The organism is Streptomyces sp. NPDC059787 (genome assembly GCF_042732315.1).
Taxonomy (GTDB): domain Bacteria; phylum Actinomycetota; class Actinomycetes; order Streptomycetales; family Streptomycetaceae; genus Streptomyces; species Streptomyces atrovirens.
The window spans coordinates 122,843-143,023 of the sequence record NZ_JBHWHX010000007.1 but is presented as its reverse complement, the minus strand read 5'-3'; the positions used below and the strand labels follow the sequence as shown (position 1 = coordinate 143,023).

General features: G+C 74.7%; 15 protein-coding genes. 4 read left to right on the top strand and 11 right to left on the bottom strand.

Going from position 1 to position 20,181, the window contains the following annotated elements; genetic code table 11:
* Positions 1-57: 57 nt before the first annotated feature.
* From ACFV5H_RS09150 to ACFV5H_RS09120, 7 genes are all read right to left on the bottom strand, one after another.
* On the bottom strand, positions 58-3,420 hold the full coding sequence (locus tag ACFV5H_RS09150) for an SAV_2336 N-terminal domain-related protein (RefSeq protein ID WP_385054650.1): 3,363 nt from the start codon (positions 3,418-3,420) through the stop codon (positions 58-60).
* Positions 3,410-4,453: an AAA family ATPase gene (locus tag ACFV5H_RS09145; protein ID WP_385054647.1), complete on the bottom strand. Its 1,044-nt coding sequence runs from the start codon at positions 4,451-4,453 to the stop codon at positions 3,410-3,412. The genes ACFV5H_RS09150 and ACFV5H_RS09145 overlap by 11 nt, the downstream gene beginning before the upstream one ends.
* A gap of 32 nt (positions 4,454-4,485) precedes the next feature.
* Positions 4,486-6,147, bottom strand: a complete 1,662-nt coding sequence (locus ACFV5H_RS09140) for a trypsin-like peptidase domain-containing protein (RefSeq protein ID WP_385054644.1) — start codon at positions 6,145-6,147, stop codon at positions 4,486-4,488.
* Positions 6,144-6,494 carry a CU044_2847 family protein gene (locus tag ACFV5H_RS09135; protein WP_385054642.1) on the bottom strand — a complete coding sequence of 117 codons (351 nt, stop codon included), beginning with the start codon at positions 6,492-6,494 and terminating at the stop codon, positions 6,144-6,146. Before ACFV5H_RS09135 ends, ACFV5H_RS09140 begins: the two co-directional genes overlap by 4 nt.
* 67 nt (positions 6,495-6,561) lie before the next feature.
* Positions 6,562-7,932 carry a carboxyl transferase domain-containing protein gene (locus ACFV5H_RS09130; protein ID WP_385193724.1) on the bottom strand — a complete coding sequence of 457 codons (1,371 nt, stop codon included), beginning with the start codon at positions 7,930-7,932 and terminating at the stop codon, positions 6,562-6,564.
* Positions 7,925-9,373: an acyl-CoA synthetase gene (locus ACFV5H_RS09125; protein ID WP_385193721.1), complete on the bottom strand. Its 1,449-nt coding sequence runs from the start codon at positions 9,371-9,373 to the stop codon at positions 7,925-7,927. The genes ACFV5H_RS09130 and ACFV5H_RS09125 overlap by 8 nt, the downstream gene beginning before the upstream one ends.
* Before the next feature lie 61 nt (positions 9,374-9,434).
* Positions 9,435-10,787 carry an SLC13 family permease gene (locus ACFV5H_RS09120; protein WP_385054634.1) on the bottom strand — a complete coding sequence of 451 codons (1,353 nt, stop codon included), beginning with the start codon at positions 10,785-10,787 and terminating at the stop codon, positions 9,435-9,437.
* Positions 10,788-10,973: 186 nt separating this feature from the next.
* Here ACFV5H_RS09120 and ACFV5H_RS09115 point away from each other — a divergent pair, with 186 nt between their 5' ends.
* The gene (locus tag ACFV5H_RS09115; RefSeq protein WP_385054632.1) at positions 10,974-11,681 is read left to right on the top strand and encodes a FadR/GntR family transcriptional regulator; all 708 of its coding nucleotides are present in this window, start codon (positions 10,974-10,976) and stop codon (positions 11,679-11,681) included.
* Between the two features lie 99 nt (positions 11,682-11,780).
* Positions 11,781-12,650, top strand: a complete 870-nt coding sequence (locus tag ACFV5H_RS09110) for a RimK family alpha-L-glutamate ligase (protein ID WP_385054629.1) — start codon at positions 11,781-11,783, stop codon at positions 12,648-12,650.
* A 25-nt stretch (positions 12,651-12,675) separates the two neighbouring features.
* Here the strand turns inward: ACFV5H_RS09110 and ACFV5H_RS09105 are convergent, their stop codons facing one another.
* Positions 12,676-14,682, bottom strand: coding sequence for a hypothetical protein (locus ACFV5H_RS09105; RefSeq protein WP_385054626.1), 2,007 nt, complete (start codon positions 14,680-14,682; stop codon positions 12,676-12,678).
* 121 nt (positions 14,683-14,803) lie between these two features.
* Entirely contained in the window at positions 14,804-15,448 is a 645-nt protein-coding gene (locus tag ACFV5H_RS09100; RefSeq protein ID WP_385193718.1) for a hypothetical protein, read from the bottom strand.
* A gap of 315 nt (positions 15,449-15,763) precedes the next feature.
* Between ACFV5H_RS09100 and ACFV5H_RS09095 the strand changes: the two genes are divergently transcribed.
* Both ACFV5H_RS09095 and ACFV5H_RS09090 read left to right on the top strand, forming a co-directional pair.
* On the top strand, positions 15,764-16,537 hold the full coding sequence (locus ACFV5H_RS09095; RefSeq protein ID WP_385054621.1) for an IclR family transcriptional regulator: 774 nt from the start codon (positions 15,764-15,766) through the stop codon (positions 16,535-16,537).
* Positions 16,534-17,388, top strand: coding sequence for an SMP-30/gluconolactonase/LRE family protein (locus tag ACFV5H_RS09090; RefSeq protein ID WP_385193716.1), 855 nt, complete (start codon positions 16,534-16,536; stop codon positions 17,386-17,388). The genes ACFV5H_RS09095 and ACFV5H_RS09090 overlap by 4 nt, the downstream gene beginning before the upstream one ends.
* 165 nt (positions 17,389-17,553) lie before the next feature.
* Here ACFV5H_RS09090 and ACFV5H_RS09085 read toward each other — a convergent pair whose 3' ends face one another.
* The gene (locus tag ACFV5H_RS09085) at positions 17,554-18,960 is read right to left on the bottom strand and encodes an FAD-dependent oxidoreductase (protein ID WP_385193713.1); all 1,407 of its coding nucleotides are present in this window, start codon (positions 18,958-18,960) and stop codon (positions 17,554-17,556) included.
* Complete coding sequence (locus ACFV5H_RS09080; protein WP_385054613.1) at positions 18,950-20,155, bottom strand: MAB_1171c family putative transporter; 1,206 nt, start codon at positions 20,153-20,155, stop codon at positions 18,950-18,952. The genes ACFV5H_RS09085 and ACFV5H_RS09080 overlap by 11 nt, the downstream gene beginning before the upstream one ends.
* Positions 20,156-20,181 lie beyond the last annotated feature (26 nt).

The window sequence follows — 20,181 nt, the reverse complement described above, 5'->3', positions numbered from 1 at the left end:
GTGGGCGGACCGGGCGCCTTTCCTGGGGGGCCGGGCGGGGGGCCGCCGAACGGGGGGTCAGGCGCCGTCCGGGCGGGGCAGGGCACGGGCGGCCTCCAGGAGGGGCTCCAGGGAGTCGACGGTGAGCTCGCAGCCCGCCTCGCGCAGGCTTCGCCGGATGGCGGAGGTGTAGGCGTAGCCGATGAAGCGCAGACCGCCCTGCCGGGCGGCGGTGAACTCGGCGACCGACGAGCCGATCACGACGGCCGCGCCGCCGGCGGACGTGCCGGAGGCGCCCAGGGCGCGCCGCAGACAGTCCGGGTGGGGCATCAGCAGGGTGAGGTCGTCGGCGCGCCCGTGGATGCCGGCCAGGGGCACGCGGTGGGGCAGCAGGTAGCGCCGCAGGGCCCGTTCGCCCACGTCGCTGACGATGACGACCCGTCGGCCGGACGCGTGCAGGGCACGCACCAGAGCGACCGAGCGGTGCGTGGCGGGCGCGTCGGGCACCGCCCGCAGCTCGAGTTCGTCGAGACGGTCGCGGAGCGCCGCGCCGAGCGGGTCGTGCGCGAAGGCGCGCAGCACCTCCAGCGGATGCACCGGCGCCTTCCGGGAGACGTCACCGCCGCCGAGCGGGCGGCCCTCGAGCGCCCCCTGCGGTGCGCGGTGCTCGGAGACGACGGACAGCAGGTCCAGAGCGGCCTCGCGCGCGGTGCTCGCCGAGAACAGGCGGGCGAGCGGCCCGTCGAAACCGATGAGCACGGTGGGGCAGCCGGCCAGGGCGTCGGCCAGGGCGTCGGGCAGCGGCAGGGGCGCCGGTCCCTCCCGTCCGGACGGCTGTGCCGGTGGTGCCGCCTCCCGGGCGAGCCGTACGGAGCAGGACACCGCGAGACCCGGTACGGGCCAGGAACCCAGCGCGGAGTCGATCTCGCGCTGCGCTCCGCCGACCCGGCGCACCGGGTGGTGGCGGGTGACGCGGGCCGCGACCTCCAGCAGATGGGTGAGCAGCCGCTCGGACACGCGGACGGCTTCCGCCCGGACGAAGGCGACCGGGTCCGCCACGTGCCAGGACAGGTCGACCGCCGCGGTGAAGGAGCCGCCCCGCGCGCCGGGCAGGCTGACCGTGTGCCGGGCCCGTCGCGCGGTGAGGTCGACGACGTAGTAGGTCGCCGGGTGCGGTGCGCGGGCACCGTAGGGCTGGACGGGGTTGAGCAGGGTGAGCGAGCCGTCGGGCCCGGTGTGGACGACGGCCGTGCGGCCCGGCGCGGGGGTGCCCAGCTCGTTCAGGTCGTGGGTGATGAGGGGGCCCCGCACCAGGTCGTGGGCCGGGGCGTCGGTGTCCGCCGGGCCGGCCGGCCCGCCCAGGGAGCAGAACCAGGCGACCGGCGGGGCGGACGGCGCACCGGGGGGATACAGGGGCTGGAAGCGCAGGGGCTCGCGGGCGGCGGAGCTGGCGGCGAACTCCCCGTACAGGGTGGGCGGGACGACGACCACGAGGCCGGTGCCGGCGTGGCGGGGCGGCTCGGGCAGGTCGGCTCCCGCCGCGGGCGCGTCCTGGAGCAGCACCCGCAGCCGCGGCGGGTCCGCGAGCCCGGCGAACGCCTCCGGAAGCCCACGCAGGACGGCGACCAGGACGGGCAGCAGATAGGCGTCGGGGTCGGTGCGCACCACGTACCCGTCGGGCCGGACCCGCACCTCGTACTGCTGGGGGCGGAGGGCACCCCGGGAGAGGATCTCGTGGACGGCGTACTCGAGGGTGATGCGCGCCTCCGGATGACCGGACAGGTCTTCGGCCCGGAAGGTGATCGTGGCGTGGGCCCGCGGTGGCGCCACGGAGCCGGACCGGCCCGCGCCGGCCGCCGGGGACGGCTCGACGGCCCCGGACAGCCGGCGTGCGATCCGGGGAGGGACCGTCGCGAACGCCTCCCCGGCGGCGGGCACGGTGAGCGTTCCGGAACGGGACGGCGTGGACGCGAGGAAGTCGCCGGGAGCGCGGCCCGCGCGTTCGTCGATCAGGCCGCCCACCCGTTCCAGCAGCTCGGCGGTGCGGTTGCGGGCGGTGCGGGGCAGACCGCGCAGCAGCAGGTCCCGTACTCCGGGGCGGAAGGCGTAGGAGCCGGGCGGTCCGGGGACGGTGGCGAGCATGCCGCTGAGGATCACCTCGGCGAGGTGCCGGGGCCGGGGGTCGGGCTCGACGGCGGCCTGGACCAGGCGCATCACGGGCAGATCGGGACGGCCGAGGGCCAGGTGACCGGCCAGCCGGAACGCCTCCGGGGAGGCGGTCGCCCGGAACCGCAGCACGAGTTCCCCGGGGGAGAGCCCGCCCACGTCCGTACGGTCGTCGAGGTCCGCCGGGAGCGGTCCGTCCAGCTCCGCGACCGCGGCCGGGACCTCGCCGCCGCCCGGTGCGGCGAGCAGGGCCGCCCAGTTGGCCAGCCACCGCGGGCCCGGCTCCAGTACGGGCAGCGGGACGCCGCGCCGCGGCGCGTGCGTGGTGTCGCGGGGGGCGTCGTACGGGCTGAAGACGAGCGCCGCGGCGGGAGCGGCCGGGTACGGGGCCGACAGCAGGCCCGCGACGGCGGGCAGGGCCGTGTCCCGCCACAGGTGTTCCGGGAGGGGCTGGACCACGGCCAGGGGCACCCGGCGGGCCCAGCGGTGCAGGGTGGCGTACCACAGGGCGCCGGCCGGGCCCTCCCGCCACTGCGGGCCCATGCAGTCGCTGACGACGAGGACGGCGCCGCGTCCGTCCCCGAGGGCGTGCGCGCCGTGTCCCCGGACCGTGCCGTCGGGTCCGGCGCGCAGCACCGTCACCGTGCGGAAGACCCCCGACTGGGCCAGCGCCGTGCGCAGTTCGCGGATCAGGGGCCGCCAGACGGGCATGGTGGGACCGGCGTCGTGCACGAGGAACAGGCGCAGCCAGCGCTCCCTGGCGGGCCGCATCACCGGCAGCCACCGGTCGGGGGCGGCGCCCAGACGGGCGATCCGGTCGGCGGTCGCCCGTTCGTCCAGTTCGAGGCCGACGGGGGAGTCCACCCGGCGCTTGAGCGGGCGCAGGGCGCGTTGCAGTGCCAGCGGGTGGCGCAGCATCGGGGGCGCCGGCGCCAGCAGCGCGGTGTGCGGTTCGGTCCGCACACCGGGGGAGGGGGAGGCCGGGGACGGCAGGTGGAGCGGGCTGCGGGGGGCGTCGTCCCCCGCGCGTGAGGCGGGGGGCGCGGGCGCGGACCCCGGTGGGGGGCCGGCCGCGGGGCCCGGGGCCGGCTCGGGGCGCGGCCGTGCGGGCGGGGCGCCGGACGTGTCGGTGTCCATGGTTCCGGCCAGCCAGAGGAGTTCGGCCAGTTCCAGCGGGGTGGGACGGACGCCTCCGGACGCCTCGGTCAGTACGCCGGCCAGGCGGACCAGCGGGTCGGGGGCGTCCGCGGCGCCGGGACCCGGGTCAGAAGGCATCGGACTGCGGGGCCCGGCCCAGATACGGCATCAGCTGCTCCGCCAGTTCGTCCAGGGAGTCGACGCCGAGGCCGGAGGACCGGGCGAGGTAGATCGCGTTGAGGAGCTGGTCGGTGGCCAGGTCGCCGGCGCCGACCCGGGACAGGAAACGCTCGATCAGGCCCCGCGCGTACGCGTCGGGCTCGCCCAGGTGCGCGCGGACGATCCCGGCGAGATGGCCGTCGTCCGGCTGCCGCAGGCGCAGCGTGACGCAGCGGCGCAGGAAGGCGGGCGGGAACTCCCGCTCACCGTTGCTGGTGAGGACGACGAACGGGAAGGACCGGCAGCGCACCCGGCCGCGTTCCACCGGAACCCGCTCGTCGGTGCCGTCGGCCGTCACCTCGGCCCGTGGGAGCTGCCGGGCGGCGCGCACCAGTTCGGGGATCTCGTACTGGCCTTCCTCCAGCACGTTCAGCAGGTCGTTGGGCAGGTCGAGATCGCTCTTGTCGATCTCGTCGATGAGCAGGGCGCGGGGGCGGGCGTAGGGGAGGAGGGCGGTGCCCAGGGGACCGAGGCGCAAGTGGTCCTCGACGCCGGTCCCGTCGCCCGGCTCCCGGACCGCCGCGCCGGACCGCTCCGCGGCGCGGCCGGCGCCCTGCCGCGCCGCGTACAGGCGGGAGAGCGGGTCGTACTGGTAGAGGCCGTCGTGCAGCGTGCTGCGGCTGGTGATGTTCCAGCGCAGCACCGGACCGAGGCGCAGCTCACGGGCGACCGCGTAGGCGAGCGAGGACTTGCCGGTGCCGGGCGGGCCGGTGACCAGCAGCGGGCGGCGCAGGTACAGGGCCGCGTTGACCAGCTGGACCGTCTGCGGGGTCGCCCGGTAGGTCACGGCGCGGTGGGTGCGGTCGGGGGAGACGGCGGCGGCGTCGGCGGCCTCGTCCGGCGGGTCCAGCACCGGCCCGCCGTCGAAGGCGCGCCAGGGCGGGGGCGGCGGCAGCCGTTCGATGCCGTCGTGCGGTTGTTCGGCGCCGGTGTAGACGGGCCACAGGGGCATGGTGCTCTTCTCCGGTCGGGGACGGCGGTCGGTCAGGCCACGGGGGAGTGCAGGCTCGCGGCGGTGGCGGGGAAGCAGCGCGGGTCGTCCCACAGCAGTTGCACGTCCCTGGCCCAGTGCCCGTCCGGCTCCTCGGCGGCGTCCGCCGTCAGCCGCAACGACATGATGTGCTGCGGAAGTTCACCCGGCGGCACGCCGGCGACGGACGCGGTGAGCTCGTCGAGGAACGTGCCGCCGGAGCAGGGGCCCTCGTGGCCGGCCCCCGGCTCCGGGCAGCCGGTGCGGGGCCACAGCAGTACCGGCACCGGGACGTTCAGACCGACCTCGAAGTACTGCCGGGCGGCGGTGGGCGGCGCCGGGAAGCCGGCCAGTTCGGCGCCGCCGTCCCACAGGCGTTTGCGCAGACCGGCCGGGCGCTCGTGGGTGCCGCACTCGACGCGGTGCACGGCCGCCCCCGTGCCCGTGTCCAGTTTCTGCCACTTCTTGCCGAGCTGGTGGCGCAGCCGGCCGCTGCGGTGCCGGGACCGGTCCGCGACGACGAGCGGGTAGGCGCAACCGAGCGGGGTGGGGTCTTCCGGGCCGCACTCCCAGTGCGCCACCGGCTCGTTCAACCACTCGCGCGGCAGCACGAAGGCCAGTAGCTCCTCCGCGCCCGGAGGGAGGTGGGCGACCGCCTCGTCGATGCGCTCCTGTACGTAGGCGCGCACACCGGTGCGGGGCAGCCGGCGCGCGCCCACGGGGTGGCGCCGGCCGTCGAGACACGCGGACACCTCCACGGTGACCTGGTCCGGGCCGGCGCCGCTGTGCTCGATCTCGACGACCACGGGGGACCAGGCCGAGGGCCGCGCGGGAGGCCCGTCCAGCAGGTCGCGCAGCCGGTCGGCGAACCGGGCCACGGCCTCCGGCTCCGGGACCTCCCACTGCACGTACGCCGCCGCCGACGCCAGCGAGGCGAAGCCGTCGTCCGGCAGGGGCGGGCCGAAGGGGCCCACGGCGTCGACGTACAACCGGTGCGGATCACAACGCAGTCCCGCCCGCTCGGCGCGCCGCACCAGGGTGTACAGACGTCTGCGCGTGTCCGTCGCGTGGCCGGGGGTGGGGACCAGCTCGCCGAGGCCGCTCCAGTAGCGGGCCATGACCTCCGTGGGCAGCATCCGGCCGGCCCTGACGTCCCGGCCGCCCGCGACCGCCGTGACCATCCCGACCACCGAGCCGTCGGCCAGGGTCACCGCGGCCCCGCTGAAACCGTCGGCCAGTGGCTGTCCGTGCCCGGAGACGGCCTCCAACTGCACCCACTCGTCGGCGATCAGCGGACCCGGCACCGCCCGGTACAGCGCGAGTGTGCCCTCGTCGTAGCCCCGGGGGAAGCCGTAGGCGATCAGTTCCGGGGAGGGAGTGGCACGTTCGGCGCCGGGGGGCGCGAAGACCGCCGGGGCGAGCGGTGCCTCCCGGTCCAGTTCCAGTACGGCCAGGTCGCCGGGGTCGGTGCCGCCGCCCCGCCAGCCGCCGTGGACGGCCACCGTGGCGGTGACCTCACCCAGGTCGGCGCGGTTCGGGAAACTCACGGTCACCGGGGACGTGTCGCCCGCCGCGACGACGTGGGCGCAGGTGAGCACGTGACGTGCGGAGACGAGGAAGCCCGCGCCGACCTCGTTGCCGCACCGGATCCGGGTGTGCCAGGCAGCTCTGCTCATCGACGGTCGGCGGCCTCCGCTGTCGTCCCGGCCTGGTCGGGGGACCAGCTGAGCTTGACGACCAGGTGCCCCTCGGCCGAGCCCTTGGCGATGACGGCACCGGCCTCCGCGGTCAGTTTCACCCCGAACTCCAGCTCCACCGCGTCCGGTTTGAGGGAGCCGTCGCGGAACACCCGCAGCGCGGACTCGGCCGCCGCCCGTACGCCCTCCAGGGAGCCCTCGAAGGTGCGCGCCGCCTGGGCCGGGCCGTCGCCGCGTGAGACGAGCCGGGCCCCGGACTCGTCCTCCACGCCCTCCACCACGACCGTTGTGCCGCCTTCGGTCGTGAACTGCGTCAACCCGTCCATGGCGCGACGTGCCCCCCGTGGTGTGCGACTGCGGTGAACTCCTATGTTACGTGCGGTGTTTGACGTGTCACGAGGATTGGCCGGCCGGGTGCTCCTCCGTGCGGTCCGCCGGTCCCACGACCCCCCGGACCACCCCCAGCTCCACCAGGTCCTGCGGGCGGACGCGGAGCCGGTCCGCCGTGTCCTCCGCCTCCTCCGGGGGCCGTTTGAGGATGGCCGCCGCGAGTTCCGGGGCGATCACCGAGAAGTAGCTGTCCGGGGTGGCCCAGGTGTTGCCGGGGGCCGCGAGGGCCAGCGCGCCGCCGGAGCCGCCCTCGCCGACGACCAGTGTGGTGACCGGCGTACGGGCGGCGGCCACGGCGCCGAACAGGTCGGCGATGGCGGCTCCCGCGCCCTGCCGCTCCGCCTCCGCGTCGTTCGCCGCGCCCGGCGTGTCCACCAGCGTCAGCACCGGGATGCCGAGCCGGTCCGCGAGCCGGACCAGCCGGGCGGCGGTGCGGTACCCGGCGGGCCGGGTGGCCGCCCCGGTCTGCGCCGCGTAGGCGACCGTACGGCCCTCCCGCTCACCGAAGCCGCACAGCATGCCGTCGGGGTCCGTACCGCCGCAGCGGTCGCCGCTGACGGTGACGCGGGAGGTGAGGCAGGCGTCCAGGTAGGCGGTGGCGCGCGGGCGTTCGGGTGAGCGGGCGCGGCGGACGGCGTCCCAGCCGGTGGCCGGGAGGTCCGCCCTGCCCAGCGCGGGCGGCGGCGGGACCGGGGCGGTGGAGGGCCGGGTCAGCAGCCGCAGCCAGCGGCCCAGCGTCCCCCGCAGCTCCTCCGGCCGTACCAGCGCGTCCGCCGCCCCCGCCGCCACCTGCGCCTCGGCCGTGTACGCCACCGGGTCCGCGTCCGCGGGCCGCACCCGTGAGCCGGCGAAGCCGACCTGCGCGCCGGGCAGGGCGAGGACGACATCGGCGCCCGCGCCCAGGGTGGCCCACCCGCCGCCGGTCGTCGGGTCCCGCACCACCGCGATCTGCGGCAGCCCGGCCTCCCGCGTGAGCGCCGACTCCCGTGCCACCCGCTGGAGCTGGGTGAGCGCGAGCATGCCCTCCTGCATCCTGCTGCCCCCGGTGGCGACCAGCGGCACCACCGGCAGCCGGTGGGCGCGGGCATGGGCGTACGCCGCCACCAGACGGTCGCCGGTGCGCTCACCGAGCGAGCCGCCGAGGAAGCCGAACTCGAAGGCGACGACGACGGCCCGGGTGCCCTCGATGCCCGCGGTGCCGCAGATCACGGACTCCTGCTCGCCGGTGCGCCCGGCGGCACGGGCGCGGGCGGTGCCGTAACCGGGCCAGCCGAGCGGGCCGTCGGGGGGCGACCGCCTTTCGGGGTGCGGCAGTTCGGTGAAGTCGTCCGCGAGGAGGGCGACGACCTCCCGCGCGGACAGCCGGTCAGCCACGGGACAGCGCCCGCTTCATGATCTTCCCCATGTCGTTGCGGGGCAGGGCGTCGAGGTGGTGGACCACGCGCGGCCGCTTGTGCGGGGCGAGACGCCCGGCGACATGACCGGCCAGCTCCTCCAGGCCGGGCGGGGACTGCGGGTCCGCCGGCACCACCCACGCCACGATCCGCTCGCCCAGATCGGCGTCCGGCTCCCCGGTGACCGCGGCCTCCCGCACCCCCGGATGCTCCAGCAGCGCGTTCTCGATCTCACCCGCGCCGATCTTGTACCCCCCGCTCTTGATCAGGTCGGTGGCCTTGCGGCCGACGATCCTGACGTACCCGTCGGCGTCGCGCACCGCCATGTCCCCGGTGCGGAACCAGCCGTCGGCCGTGAACGCGGCGGCCGTCGCGTCCGGCCGGTTCAGGTACTCCGTGAACAGGTTCGGCCCGCGCACCTGGATCTCGCCGACCGTCTCACCGTCGTACGACGTCACCGGTGACCCGTCCTCCTCCACCAGCCGCAGCTCCACGCCCGGCAGCTCCACGCCCACCGTGCCGGGGCGGGCCTCGCCGTCCGCGCGGACGGCGGTGTTCATGAGCGTCTCCGTCATGCCGTACCGCTCGACGACCCGGCGCCCGGTCGCCGCAGCGATCCGCTCGTGGTCGTGCACGGGCAGCGCGGCCGACCCCGACACCAGCAGCCGTGCCCCGGCCAGCGCCTTCACCAGCCCGGGTCCGTCGGGCAGCGCCTCCGCGAGGCGGTGGTACATCGTCGGCACCCCGAACAGCATCGTCGCGCCGCCGTTCAGCTCGCGCGCCACGCCCTCGGGGGTGAACCTGCCCAGGTGGCGCACGGAGCCGCCGCGCCGCAGCGGGCCGAGCGTGCCTAGGACGAGTCCGTGCACATGGAACAGCGGCAGCCCGTGCACCAGTACGTCGTCACCGGCCCACCGCCAGGCGTCGGCGAGGGCGTCCAGGGTGGTGGCGATCGCGCGGCGCGGGATGACGGCGCCCTTGGGCGGGCCGGTGGTGCCGGAGGTGTAGACGATCAGGGCGGGGTCCTCCGGGTCCCGCTCGCGGTCGTCGGGGAGCGCACCCCGTGCCGCCGGGTCCACATCGACGCGGGGCAGCTCGCCCAGCGGGGCGGGGAGCTCCTCGCCGGGCGCGGTGAGCACCAGGTCCGGGGCGCTGTCGGCCAGGATGTGGCCGAGCTCCTGCTCGCCCGACTTCGGGTTGAGCGGCACGACGGTCACCCCCGCGACCAGTGCCGCGGTGACCGCGACCGCCGTCTCCAGCGCCGGCGTGGCCCATACGGCGACCCGGCGCGCCCCCGTCAGGCCCCCGGCCACCGCTCCGGCCGCCGAGGCGAGTTCCCCGTACGTCAGTGCGCGCTCGCCGAAGCGCAGGGCGGGCCGGCCGGCCGGGCCGTCGGTCAGGGCCGGGAAGAGAGAGGACATGCGTCGTACTCCTTGACTAGCTGTCGTTCGAAGGCTGCCAGGTGCTCGTGCCGCCCGGGGCCTACCCCCATCCGGGCGCGACCATCACCAGCCACACCACCGCCGGGACCGCCGCGACCACGATCCCGCCGTACACCATCAACTGCCGGAAGAAACGCTCGCGGTCGACGTCCGGTGCGGCGGCCAGGACCAGCGCGCCGTTGGTGGAGAACGGGCTCACGTCCACGACCGTCGCGGACACCGCGAGCGCGGCCACCATGCCGACGGCCCCGATCTCACCCTGCGCGAGGAACGGCACGGCCAGCGGGATCAGCGCGCCCATGATGCCGACGGAGGAGGCGAACGCGGAGACGATCGCGCCGATGTAGCAGAGCAGCACCGCGGCGAGCAGCGGGACACCGATGCCGCCGACGCCCTCACCGGCCCAGGTGATGGTGCCCATCTCGTCCAGGACACCGACGTAGGTGAGCACACCGCAGATCAGCAGGACCGTGGGCCAGGCGATCTCGGAGACCGCCTTGCGGCTGTCGTCCGGCCAGGCGGTGCTCAGCACGACGGCGAGGGTGATCGCGGTCAGACCGGCGTCCAGGTCGAAGCCGAGGACGGCGACGACGAGGGCGGCCAGGGAGACGAGGGTGGCGACGACGGGAGCGGTGAGCGGTACGGAGGCGGGGGCGTCGGGGCGGGTGGCCACGGCGGTGGGGGCGGGGACGGTACGGGTGCCGCCGCCGCTGCCCTCGACGGCGGCACCGGAGCCGCCGCCACCGTCCGTGCTCCCGGTGTTCCCGCCCCCGGTCACGGCCCCCTGGCTCCACAGCCTCGGCCCGCCGCAGACGACGAACACGACCGCCGCGATGACGAGGTTCACCAGCAGCGAGGCGAGGAACAGGGTGATCTCGCTGCCGGGGAGCTTCTCGCGCTCGACGATGCCGTTGACGATCGAGCCGTAGATGCTGATCGGGGAGAAGCCGCCGGCCTGGGCGCCGTGCACCACCATCGCGCCCATCAGCAGCGGGCTGATCCGGTACCGGGCGGCGAAGCTCAGCGCGATCGGCGCGACGATCGCGACGGCGGCCGGGCTGACCGCGCCGATCGCGGTCAGCGCGCCGGTGAGGGCGAACATCACCCAGGGGATCAGCGCGACCCGCCCCCGCACCAGCCGGACGGCCGCGTGCACCAGCCAGTCGGTGGTGCCGTTGGCGCGGGCGATGGCGAAGAGATACGTGACGCCGACCAGGACGACGAACAGGTCGCCGGGGAAACCGGCGAAGACGCCGTCCGCGTCGAGGTCGGCGACGAGCGTGCCGACCCCGAAGGCGGCGGCGAAGGCCAGCGCGCCCATGTTGACGGAGCGGGTGGTGGCGATGACGAACACCACCGCCAGGACGAGGATCGAGACGAGTTCGGGGGACATGCGGGCTCCCGAGATGGCTGAGTGGCCGAGTGGCTGAACCACTTGTCCGCTGGAGTGGTGTGTTCCGTTCGGCTGGAAAGCGTGGGCCCCGCGGGAGGAGCCGTCAAGGGGTCGCGCATGAATTGGCTCAGCCACTCGTCCACTGTGCGGGCCCCGGTGCTAATCTCGCGACGAGAGGGGGACCCCGTGACCGACGCCCTGCGCCCCATGACGAAACAGCGCCTGTACGAGCAGGTGCTGGACCGGTTGCGCCAGTACGTCACCGAGGGCGGCCTGCGGGCCGGCGACCGCCTCCCGCCCGAACGGGACCTGGCCCAGCGGCTCGGCGTCAGCCGCGCCTCGGTGAAGCAGGCGATCGTGGTCCTGGAGGTCCAGGGCCTGGTGGAGGCCCGGCACGGCGGCGGCACCTATCTCGTACGGGACAGCCTGGACGTCGAGCCGGTCGACCGGATGGTGGAACGCCGCCGGCGCCTGCCCGACGTACTGGAGGCCCGGGAGGCGCTGGAGACGAAGCTCGCCGAACTCGCCGCCGAGCGCCGCACGGACGACGACCTCGCCGCGATGCGGTCCGCGCTCGCGCACATGGCCGAGGAGATCGAGGCGGGCGGCGGCGGAGTGGAGGGCGACCGCCTGTTCCACGCGGCGGTGACGGCGGCCGCCCACAGCAGCCTGCTCGCGGAGTTCATGCGCTCCATCGCCGAGCAGATCGCCGAGAGCCGCACGGAGTCCCTCCGCCAGCCGGGGCGGCCCCACCGGTCTCTGGCCCAGCACCGGGCGATCCTCGACGCCGTCGCCGCCGGGCAGCCCCGGCAGGCGGCCACCGCCATGCGCCGCCATGTCCGCACGGTCGCCAAGGTCCGCCTCCTGGACTGGGAGCCGGAGGAGGACCGCTGACCGCCTCCTGACCGTCGAGCGGCCTGTCGCGGTTCCCGGTGCGATTGTTAGCCTTCCCGTCGATCAGCTGTTCGTATGTCGTATGAGGAGTGAGCCGTCGTGCCCCGTATCGCGCTCGTGACCTGCAGGCCCGGCCCCGAGGTGGCCGAGGACCGGGACCTGCCGGGGCTGGTACGGGCGCTGGAGGAGGCCGGGGCCGAGGCGTCCGCCGAGGTGTGGGACGACGACGCCGTCGACTGGGCCCGCTTCGACCTCGTCGTGATCCGCTCCACCTGGGACTACAGCTGGCGGTCGGCGGAGTTCACCGCGTGGGCCGAACGGTGCGGCACGCTCACCCGGCTGGCCAATCCGGCGGACGTGGTGCGCTGGAACACCGACAAGCGGTACCTCGGGGAACTCGCCGCCGCCGGGGTGCCGGTGGTGGACACCCGGTACATCGCGGCGGGCGATCCGCTCGACCTCCCGGACGGCCACGAGTACGTCGTCAAGCCCACCTCCGGCGCCGGCGCCCGGTTCGCCGCCCGCTACACCCCCGACGAGCACGACACGGCCGTACGGCACCTGCGGCGCATGCACGCCGAGGGGTTCACCGCGATGGTGCAGCCCTATGTGCGCGGCATCGACACCACCGGTGAGCGGGCGCTGCAGTTCTTCGGCGGGAACCTGCTGCACGTGAGCCGCAAGGGGCCCGTCCTCGCCCCCGGTACGCCCTACGACCGGCGCAAGGTGGCCCACCCCGGACTGACCGACTGGACCCCGACCCTCGAGGAGGCCGCCGTCGCCAGGAAGGCGTTGGCCTCCGTACCGGGCCGGCCCGACCTGCTGTACGCGCGGGTCGACCTCGTGGACGGGGAGGACGGCCGGCCCCGCGTGATGGAGCTGGAACTGGTCGAACCGAACCTGTTCCTGTGGCTGCACCCGGAGTCGGTGCCGCGCGTCGTGGAGGAGATCCTCAAGGCGGCGCGCTGACGGCCACGACCGTGAGGCGGAGGACTCACGCGGCGTGGAAACCGTCCCCGTACCCCGATACGCAGACCGGGCGGAAGCCCAGCGCGGTCAGTTCGTCGAAGGTCTGCTGGTAGGAGGCCGCGTCCAGGCCGTGCCGCGCGTGCCAGTGCCCTCCCTCGGCCCGGTGCCAGAGGGCCGCGTAGCGGGCGATGCCGGTGTCGCTGTATCCGCCGACCCAGGCGAGCCGGTGCCCGGCGTTCACCAGTTGGTCGAAGGTCTTCTGGTACTCGCTGCCGGTGAGCCCGTGCCGCGCCTGGAAGGCGACGCCGCCCTGCTTCTCCCAGATGGCGGCGAACCGCACCTCCACGTTGACCCGGTAGCCGCTGACCTGACGCAGGACGAATCCCTGTGCGGTGAGTTCGTCGAACGTCTGCTGGTACTGCACCCGGGACAGACCGTGCCGGGCCTGCCACTCGGGGCCCTCGCGCTGTTCCCAGATCGCCGCGTACCGGGCCTGGCCGTCGATCGCGTAGCCGCTCACGGTCCGCAGCCGGAAGCCGCGCGCCGTGAGGTCGTCGAACGTGGCCTGGTACTGGTCGGAGGTCAGGCCGTGCCTGGCCTCCCAGGCCGGGCCGTCGGTCCGTTCCCAGACCGCGTTGTACCGGGCGCCGCGGCCCTCGCTGTACCCGTTGAGCGAGGTGAGACGGAAGCCCTGGGCGGTGAGCTCGTCGAAGGTGCGCTGGTACGTCTCGCCGTCGATCCCGTGCCGGGCCTGCCAGGCGCCCTGGCCGTCGTTGTGCTCGAACAGCGCGGCGAACCGGGTCCGGAAGCGCGACATGGTGACCGGGGTGCCGCCGGCGAGCGACCCGGTGGCGTTGTAGATGTCGGAGAAGTCGAGGTGGACGTCGATCTGGGTGCCGCTGGTGGTGCCGGGCGGGATCGGCGCCGTCCCCTGTGCCACGAAGAGGCGCAGGTGGCCGCCGCCGTCGAGGAACATGCCGTTCACGTCGTGGCGCCCGTCGGAGAGGTAGGCCGAGCCGAGACGGGTCGGTGTCCCCGGGGAGACGAAGTCCTCGCTGCGGCGCAGCAGTATCCGGAAGGTGTTGCCCAGGACGTCCGCCCACCAGTTCCCGAGCCAGCACGCCTCGTTCTGCACGAACGTCGGATCGACCACGTCCGTCATGTACCAGGCGGAGTCGATCCTCCAGTCGGGGTCGTTCTCGTACCTGATCTCGATGAAGCGGTTCTCGCCCCAGTGGTTCTTGGCGGAGAACACCCGGCGGTTGCGGTCGTAGCCGATCAGCAGCAGGACGTGGCCGCCCTGCGGGGGCGTGAGGTGGGTGACGTCGCACACGACCTCGTGGCCGGCCGCGAGCGTGTTCTCCAGGGCCTCGACGGTGGTGTCGGTGTTGAACCAACCGGTGGCCCGGTACCTGGCGTTCACCCGGGCGAGCAGCGGGATGTGCTGTTCGCAGAACTCCAGCGCGTCGAAGTCCTCCTGGCTGGCCAGCGCCTGCGCGTTGGGGAAGCCGAGCACGGGGAGGATGTCGAGCAGCGCCTGCTGGCTGGGCAGGTACGGCGCGGCGCCTTCCGGCGGAGCGGCGTTCTCCGACAGCTTCTTGACGATGTCGCCGCTGCCCTGGAACCCGTTCAGAGAGGAGTTGTTCTCCACGGGCTGGAAGACGTTCCCCTGGGCGTCGCGGTTGAGCGCGAACGCCTTGCCCATGTGGAAGACGTACTCCTCGGACACGTCGATGAGGGTGTTGAACTTCCGTCGGTAGGCGGCTTCGAGCGCGGCGGCTCCCGCGAAGGCCCAGCAGGTACCGCGGTCGTTCTGCTGTTTGAACGGGGACTGGAACTGCGCCAGGGAGAAGACGTCCGGAGTGGGCGCGGGCGGGGCGGGACCAAGGGGCTCGACCCTGCCGAGACTTGCCGCCATGTCCCGGGTCCTCGCCACCAGGGCGGCGTGGGCGTCGAGAGGGAGGACGGGGGACCTCAGCAGCGGTGACCGCGGCGGTGCGCCGGCCAGCGTGACTTCGTCGATACGAGGCATGGGAACTCCTCGTCGGAATGGGAAAGGTGACGAACGCAGGCGACGCGCAGGGGCAGCCGGACGAGTGCGCAGGCGATGTGCGTGGTCCGCCGTCAGCGGAGGCGTGCGTGAGGGTCTTACTTCATCGTCGCACCGGGTGTGGCGTGGTGCCACTTGGTCCACCGGGCCGTCCCACCGCAGCCCGTTGCAACAGGCCCCAGGTGAACTCCGCGACCACCTCGCGCGGTACGCCGCTCGCGTCCGGGGCCGTGAAGGAGAGGCCCCGGCGGTTGGGGGCCGTGCCCTCCAGGGGGCTGGCGGGGGCGAAGGCCCGGGCGGCCTCGTCCACCGTGCAGGACCAGGGGGTGAGGTCCTCCACCGTGCGGAGGGCGGGCGGTTCGGCGCCGGGCGCGCGGACCAGCCACTCGTTCCACACCGCCCCGCCGGCCGCCGTGGTCAGCACCTCGAAGCGCAGGCGGGGCCAGAGCGGGACCGGCCACCGCCACGCCTCGCAGTCCAGGTCACCGATCCTGCGCGGGGTCCGGGACTCCGGTTCGCCGAGCACGGACCGGTACCGGGACAGGGCCGGGCGGGAGCGCGGCGAGCGGACCATCGCCTGCCAGCGCTTGTTGGCCTCGCGCATGTCCGCGGGGGAGACGCCCAGTTCGCGCCGGGCGTCCTCCACCGGGCCGGGGTTGTGGTCGGCCATGCGGCGCAGCAGCACGAGCTGGAAGTCGAGCGGGGTGAACGGTCTGGTGGGGCGTCGTCCGGTGGGCACGGGACCCATCGTCGCGCACCGGGGACGCTTCGGGGCGGCGGCCGTCCGGCAGCACCCGGCGTGGCAGGCCGTGCGTGACGGCGTACGAGGTGCGGGCCTGGTGAGGCCTCCAGAGCTCAGCGGACCGATGACCGCACCGCCGGTACCGTCAGTCGGCTCGGCACTCCCTCGAATCCCGCCCGGCCCCTGCGTACGACGGTGAGGACGACTGTCCCATTGCCCGGGGTCGGCACGCACGGTTAGCCTGTGTGTTCGCCATTCCGATCGCCTGTTGAAATCTCGAACGACCGCAGGCGCCTGAGACACATAGGGAGGGGGCCGGTCGTGGGACGCCTCGTACCAGCCGTGACCCGGGCTCTCGACATTCTCGAGCTCTTCCTCGACGGGGACGGGACGCTCTCCGCCCCCGACATCGTGCGCAGGCTGCAACTGCCGCGCACCACCGTGCACGAGCTGGTGACCACGCTCGCCGCCCGGAAGTACATCGTCCCGGTGGCGGGCCAGCCCGGCCGCTACCGGCTCGGCGTACGCCCGTACCAGCTCGGCGCCCGCTACGCCGAACACCTCGACCTCGCCGCCGAGGGCCAGCAGGTCGCCCGCTCGGTCGCCGAGACCTGTGACGAGACGGTGCACGTGGCGATCCTGGAGGAGACCGACGTCATCTACATCGCCAAGGTGGACTCCACCCACGCGGTGCGGATGGTGTCGGCGGCCGGCCGCAGACTGCCCGCCCACTGCACCTCCGTCGGCAAGATGCTGCTGGCCTCCCTTCCCGAGCACGAACTCACCGCGCGCGTCCCCGACGACGCCGAGCTGTCCGCGATGACCCCCAACAGCATCACCGACGTGGCCGCCCTGCGCGAGGCCCTTGCGGAGATCCGTGCCCGGGGCGTCGCCGTGGAGAGCCGCGAGTCCAACCCGGACGTCTCCTGCGTCGCCGCCCCGGTGCGCGACCGTACGGGGCAGGTGGTCGCCGCGCTGTCCATCTCCGTACCGATGATCCGCTGGAGCGACGAGCGGCTGGACGAGCTGGAGCAGCTCGCGGCGAAGGGCGCCGCCGAGCTCTCCGAGCGACTGGGCTACAGGAGCGTGGCATGACGAACACCTTCGACGTCGCCGTCCGCGCGGAGGCGGCCCTCGGCGAGGGCCCCACCTGGGACCCGGCCACCGGCCGCCTGCTGTGGATCGACATCCTCGGCTCCCGCGTCCACACCTGGGACCCGTCCACCGGCCGCCGCACGGTCCGCCGCACCGACCAGCACGTGGGCGCCGTCAAGCCCCGCGCGGGCGGCGGACTCGTCCTCAATCTGCGGGACGGCATCGGCCTGCTCGACCCCGACGGCACCTTCCGCTGGCTGCACCGGGAGGTCGTCCCCGGCCGCCGCGCCAACGACGCCGCCGTCGCCCCCGACGGCAGCCTCTTCGCGGGCACCATGCGTTACGACGAGGCGCCCTGTGGCGGCACGCTGTCCCGTGTCACCGGTGACGGCACGGTGCACGTCCTCCTCGACGACGTGGCGGTGAGCAACGGCACCGGGTGGAGCCCCGACGGGCGGCTGATGTACTACATCGACTCGCCGACCCGGCGTATCGACGTCTTCGACGTCGGTGAGGCGGACGGCAGGATCACGAACCGCCGCTCGTTCGCGGCGATCGAGGACGGGGCGGGCTTTCCCGACGGGCTGTGTGTCGACGCCGACGGGTGTGTGTGGGTGGCCCTGTGGGGCGGGGGTGCGGTGCGCCGCTACACCCCGTCCGGGGAGCTGGACCGGGTGGTTCCCCTTCCCGTTCCCCTTGTCACGGCCTGTGCCTTCGGTGGCCCCGACCTGACGGATCTCTACATCACCACGGCCCGCGTGGGCCTCACGGCCCCGCATCCCCTGGCGGGCTCGCTGCTGGTGGTGCCGGGCGCGGGCAAGGGAGTGCCGCAGCCTCCGTTCGCAGGATGATTCCGCCCCCGCTGCCCCTTCCCGTTCCCGTCCCCCGAGGGCGCTGCCCCCGGACCCCCGCTCCTCGGCTGAAACTCAGCCCCTCCGGCGTTCGAGGAGCGGGGTCCGGGGCGGAGCCCCGGGTTCGGGACGGGAAGGGGCGGCGGGGGCGAAAACCCCCTCGGTTCACACCCCCGTACGGTCGAGCCCCCGCAGGACCTCACGCTCACCCGGCGTCAGCGGAGGCTCCACCGACGGAGGCAGCGGGGAGCCGGCCAGAGCCGCCAGCATCGCCGAGGGCCGGAACATACGGGCCGGCGACGTCCGCAGACTGCTGACGTCCCACATCGCCGAGGCCGCCGCGTAGGACCCCGTCGCCGCCTTCACCATCCGCCGCGTGTACGCCGTCAGCACGCGGTCCGCCGCGGTCGGCCGACCGCCCCGTACCCCCGGATACAGCACGTCCTGCCCCACCGCCATCGCCCACGCCGCATCCGCCGCCCGCGCGGCCCCCCGCACCACCCGCCACCCCAGCCCGGGCGCGCCGATCCCCCCGCCCGAACGCCCCAGCTCCCGCCCCAGCACCCGTGCCCCGAACGCCGCCACCGACATCCCGTGTCCGTACGCCGGATTGAACGCGGCCAGCGCGTCCCCGAGGACCGCGAACCCCTCCGGCCACCGCGGCATCCGCTCCAGATACCGCCGTACATTGCTGGTCGACCGGCTCAGATGCACATCGGACAGCGGCTCCGCGCCCGAGATCAGCCGGCCCACGATCGGGTCCGGCAGTTCGAGCGTGTACCGCAGGAACCCCGCCGGGTCCGCCGGTGGCTCACCGCCGCGCGAGCCGCCGCAGCTCACCAGCCAGCGGCCCCCCTCGATCGGCATCACCATCGCGCTCCGCGCCGGCCGCGACACGTACGGGTCGGCCTGTACGACCGTCAGCGGAAACCGTTCCGCCCCGTCCGGCACCCGGTACACGCGCGAGGCGTTGACCAGCCCGGAGTCCACCACGCGTTCCCGCACGTCGGGCAGCCCGAGCCCGCCCAGCCAGCCGGTGACCCGGGTCCCGCGTCCGCTCGCGTCGACGACCAGGTCCGCCTCCAGGTCCGTGTCCCCGCCGGGCGCCGCGATCCGCACCCCGCGCACCCGCCCCGCGGAGCCCGTCAGACCCACCACCGCCGCCCGGCGGATCTCCACCGGCATCTGTTCCCGTACCGTCGCCCGCACCACCCAGTCCACCAGCGCCCGGCTGCACGTCACCATCGCCGGGCCCTCGCGCCGCCACCGTCGCAGCCAGCCCTCGGAGGTGAGCGCCAGCATGCCCGAGCTGAGCGGGATCTCGTGCGCCCCGGCGGCGAGCAGCCGCCCCCGCAGCCCCGCGCCCGGCAGCAGCTCCTCCATGGCGTCCATGCCGCCCGCCATCAGCAGATGCGCGTGCCGCCCCTGCGGCAGCCCCTTGCGGTGCTCGGGGCCGTCCGGCAGTTCGTCGCGGTCCAGGACGACCACCTCGTCCGCTCCCGCACGGGACAGCACCGCCGCGGCCAGCATGCCGGCCGGCCCGGCACCGATGACGACAGCTCTACGCGACATGGGGCTCCTCGGGTTCGGTCACGGTTCCGGTCGGGGACGAGGGCGCCGTGCCCGCGCGCGCGGCGGGAGGGCGGTGCAGCGCCTGTGCCAGTTCCACCAGTCCGCCGGTGCCGGAGACCTCGGTGGCGTGCAGCCGGTACGTTCCGGCGGTCTCGGGAGGTTCCTCGCGGGCGGCGGCCCGGCGCGCCGCGTCGGCGAGCATGGCCGCCTCCGCCGCCAGCCGCGCCTCGTGGGGGGAGCGGCCCGCGCGCAGGGCGGTGTCCCGGACCCGTTCACGGACCCGGTGGTCGAAGTACGGCGCCAGTGCGAGCAGCGCGTCGTGGATCGACACCTCACGCCACTGCAGCCGCGCCTGCGGCAGCTGCCACCAGGCGGCCTGTGGCTTGGGCGCGGTCGACACCGACCCCACCAGCGACCACAGCGGGCCCAGCCGCCGGTGGTCGCCGAGCCCCCGCCACTGCGCGAGGACGGACGGCAGCAGCCTCGGCAGCACGAATCCGGCCGAACACAGCAGCGCGGCCAGCGAGGCCATCGGCGGGGCGACCGTGGTGGACAGGAAGTCCAGGTCGTGGCCCGTCCAACGGGCGGCCACCGCCGTGTACTTGGTGAGCTGGAAGCCCACCACGTCCAGCAGCGCCCCCACGAGGATCAGCCGCAGCCCGGCCCGCAGCAGCCCGCCGACCTCGCGCCCCCACTTGACACAGACGACGCACATCACCAGCATCGCCGCGCTGTGCCCGACCAGGTAGAGCAGGATCATCTCCCGCATGAACGGGGTGTTGGCGTAGTACGTGTCGAGGTCGGCCAGCCGCTCGGTGTCCGCCTCGGCGAGCGCGAACAGGACGACGATGGCGGCCACCAGCAGCCCGTAGGCGGCCACACTGCGCAGCACCATGCGCCGCACCCGCTCCCGCGACCCGCCCCGCCAGTTGATCAGCAGCACCAGCACCGCGCAGCTGTACGCGGAGAGCATCCCGTAGGTCAGCGGGGCCCCGAAGTTGGGGATCCCGGTGAGGGAGTTGACGCCGGCCAGGGTGGCCGGGGCGGCGCACACGAAGACCAGGGCGCCCAGGACGATCGCGGCGCAGGTGGACAGCGTCAGCGGGTTGCGCGGGGCCGCCGTGCGCGGGCGGCGGAACAGCAGCACGGACGTCATCCCGAACACGAAGGCCGCCAGGTAGACGACGAGACTCATACCGGCCGGCTCCTCTCGTCCGGGGC

Excerpts from the sequence above, each read along its gene's own strand:
- ACFV5H_RS09150 (WP_385054650.1), bottom strand. The coding sequence starts at position 3,420 with ATGCCTTCTGACCCGGGTCCCGGCGCCGCGGACGCCCCCGACCCGCTG.
- ACFV5H_RS09145 (WP_385054647.1), bottom strand. The coding sequence starts at position 4,453 with ATGCCCCTGTGGCCCGTCTACACCGGCGCCGAACAACCGCACGACGGC.
- ACFV5H_RS09140 (WP_385054644.1), bottom strand. The coding sequence starts at position 6,147 with ATGAGCAGAGCTGCCTGGCACACCCGGATCCGGTGCGGCAACGAGGTC.
- ACFV5H_RS09135 (WP_385054642.1), bottom strand. The coding sequence starts at position 6,494 with ATGGACGGGTTGACGCAGTTCACGACCGAAGGCGGCACAACGGTCGTG.
- ACFV5H_RS09125 (WP_385193721.1), bottom strand. The coding sequence starts at position 9,373 with ATGTCCTCTCTCTTCCCGGCCCTGACCGACGGCCCGGCCGGCCGGCCC.
- ACFV5H_RS09120 (WP_385054634.1), bottom strand. The coding sequence starts at position 10,787 with ATGTCCCCCGAACTCGTCTCGATCCTCGTCCTGGCGGTGGTGTTCGTC.
- ACFV5H_RS09105 (WP_385054626.1), bottom strand. The coding sequence starts at position 14,682 with ATGCCTCGTATCGACGAAGTCACGCTGGCCGGCGCACCGCCGCGGTCA.
- ACFV5H_RS09100 (WP_385193718.1), bottom strand. The coding sequence starts at position 15,448 with ATGGGTCCCGTGCCCACCGGACGACGCCCCACCAGACCGTTCACCCCG.
- ACFV5H_RS09090 (WP_385193716.1), top strand. The coding sequence starts at position 16,534 with ATGACGAACACCTTCGACGTCGCCGTCCGCGCGGAGGCGGCCCTCGGC.
- ACFV5H_RS09085 (WP_385193713.1), bottom strand. The coding sequence starts at position 18,960 with ATGTCGCGTAGAGCTGTCGTCATCGGTGCCGGGCCGGCCGGCATGCTG.
- ACFV5H_RS09080 (WP_385054613.1), bottom strand. The coding sequence starts at position 20,155 with ATGAGTCTCGTCGTCTACCTGGCGGCCTTCGTGTTCGGGATGACGTCC.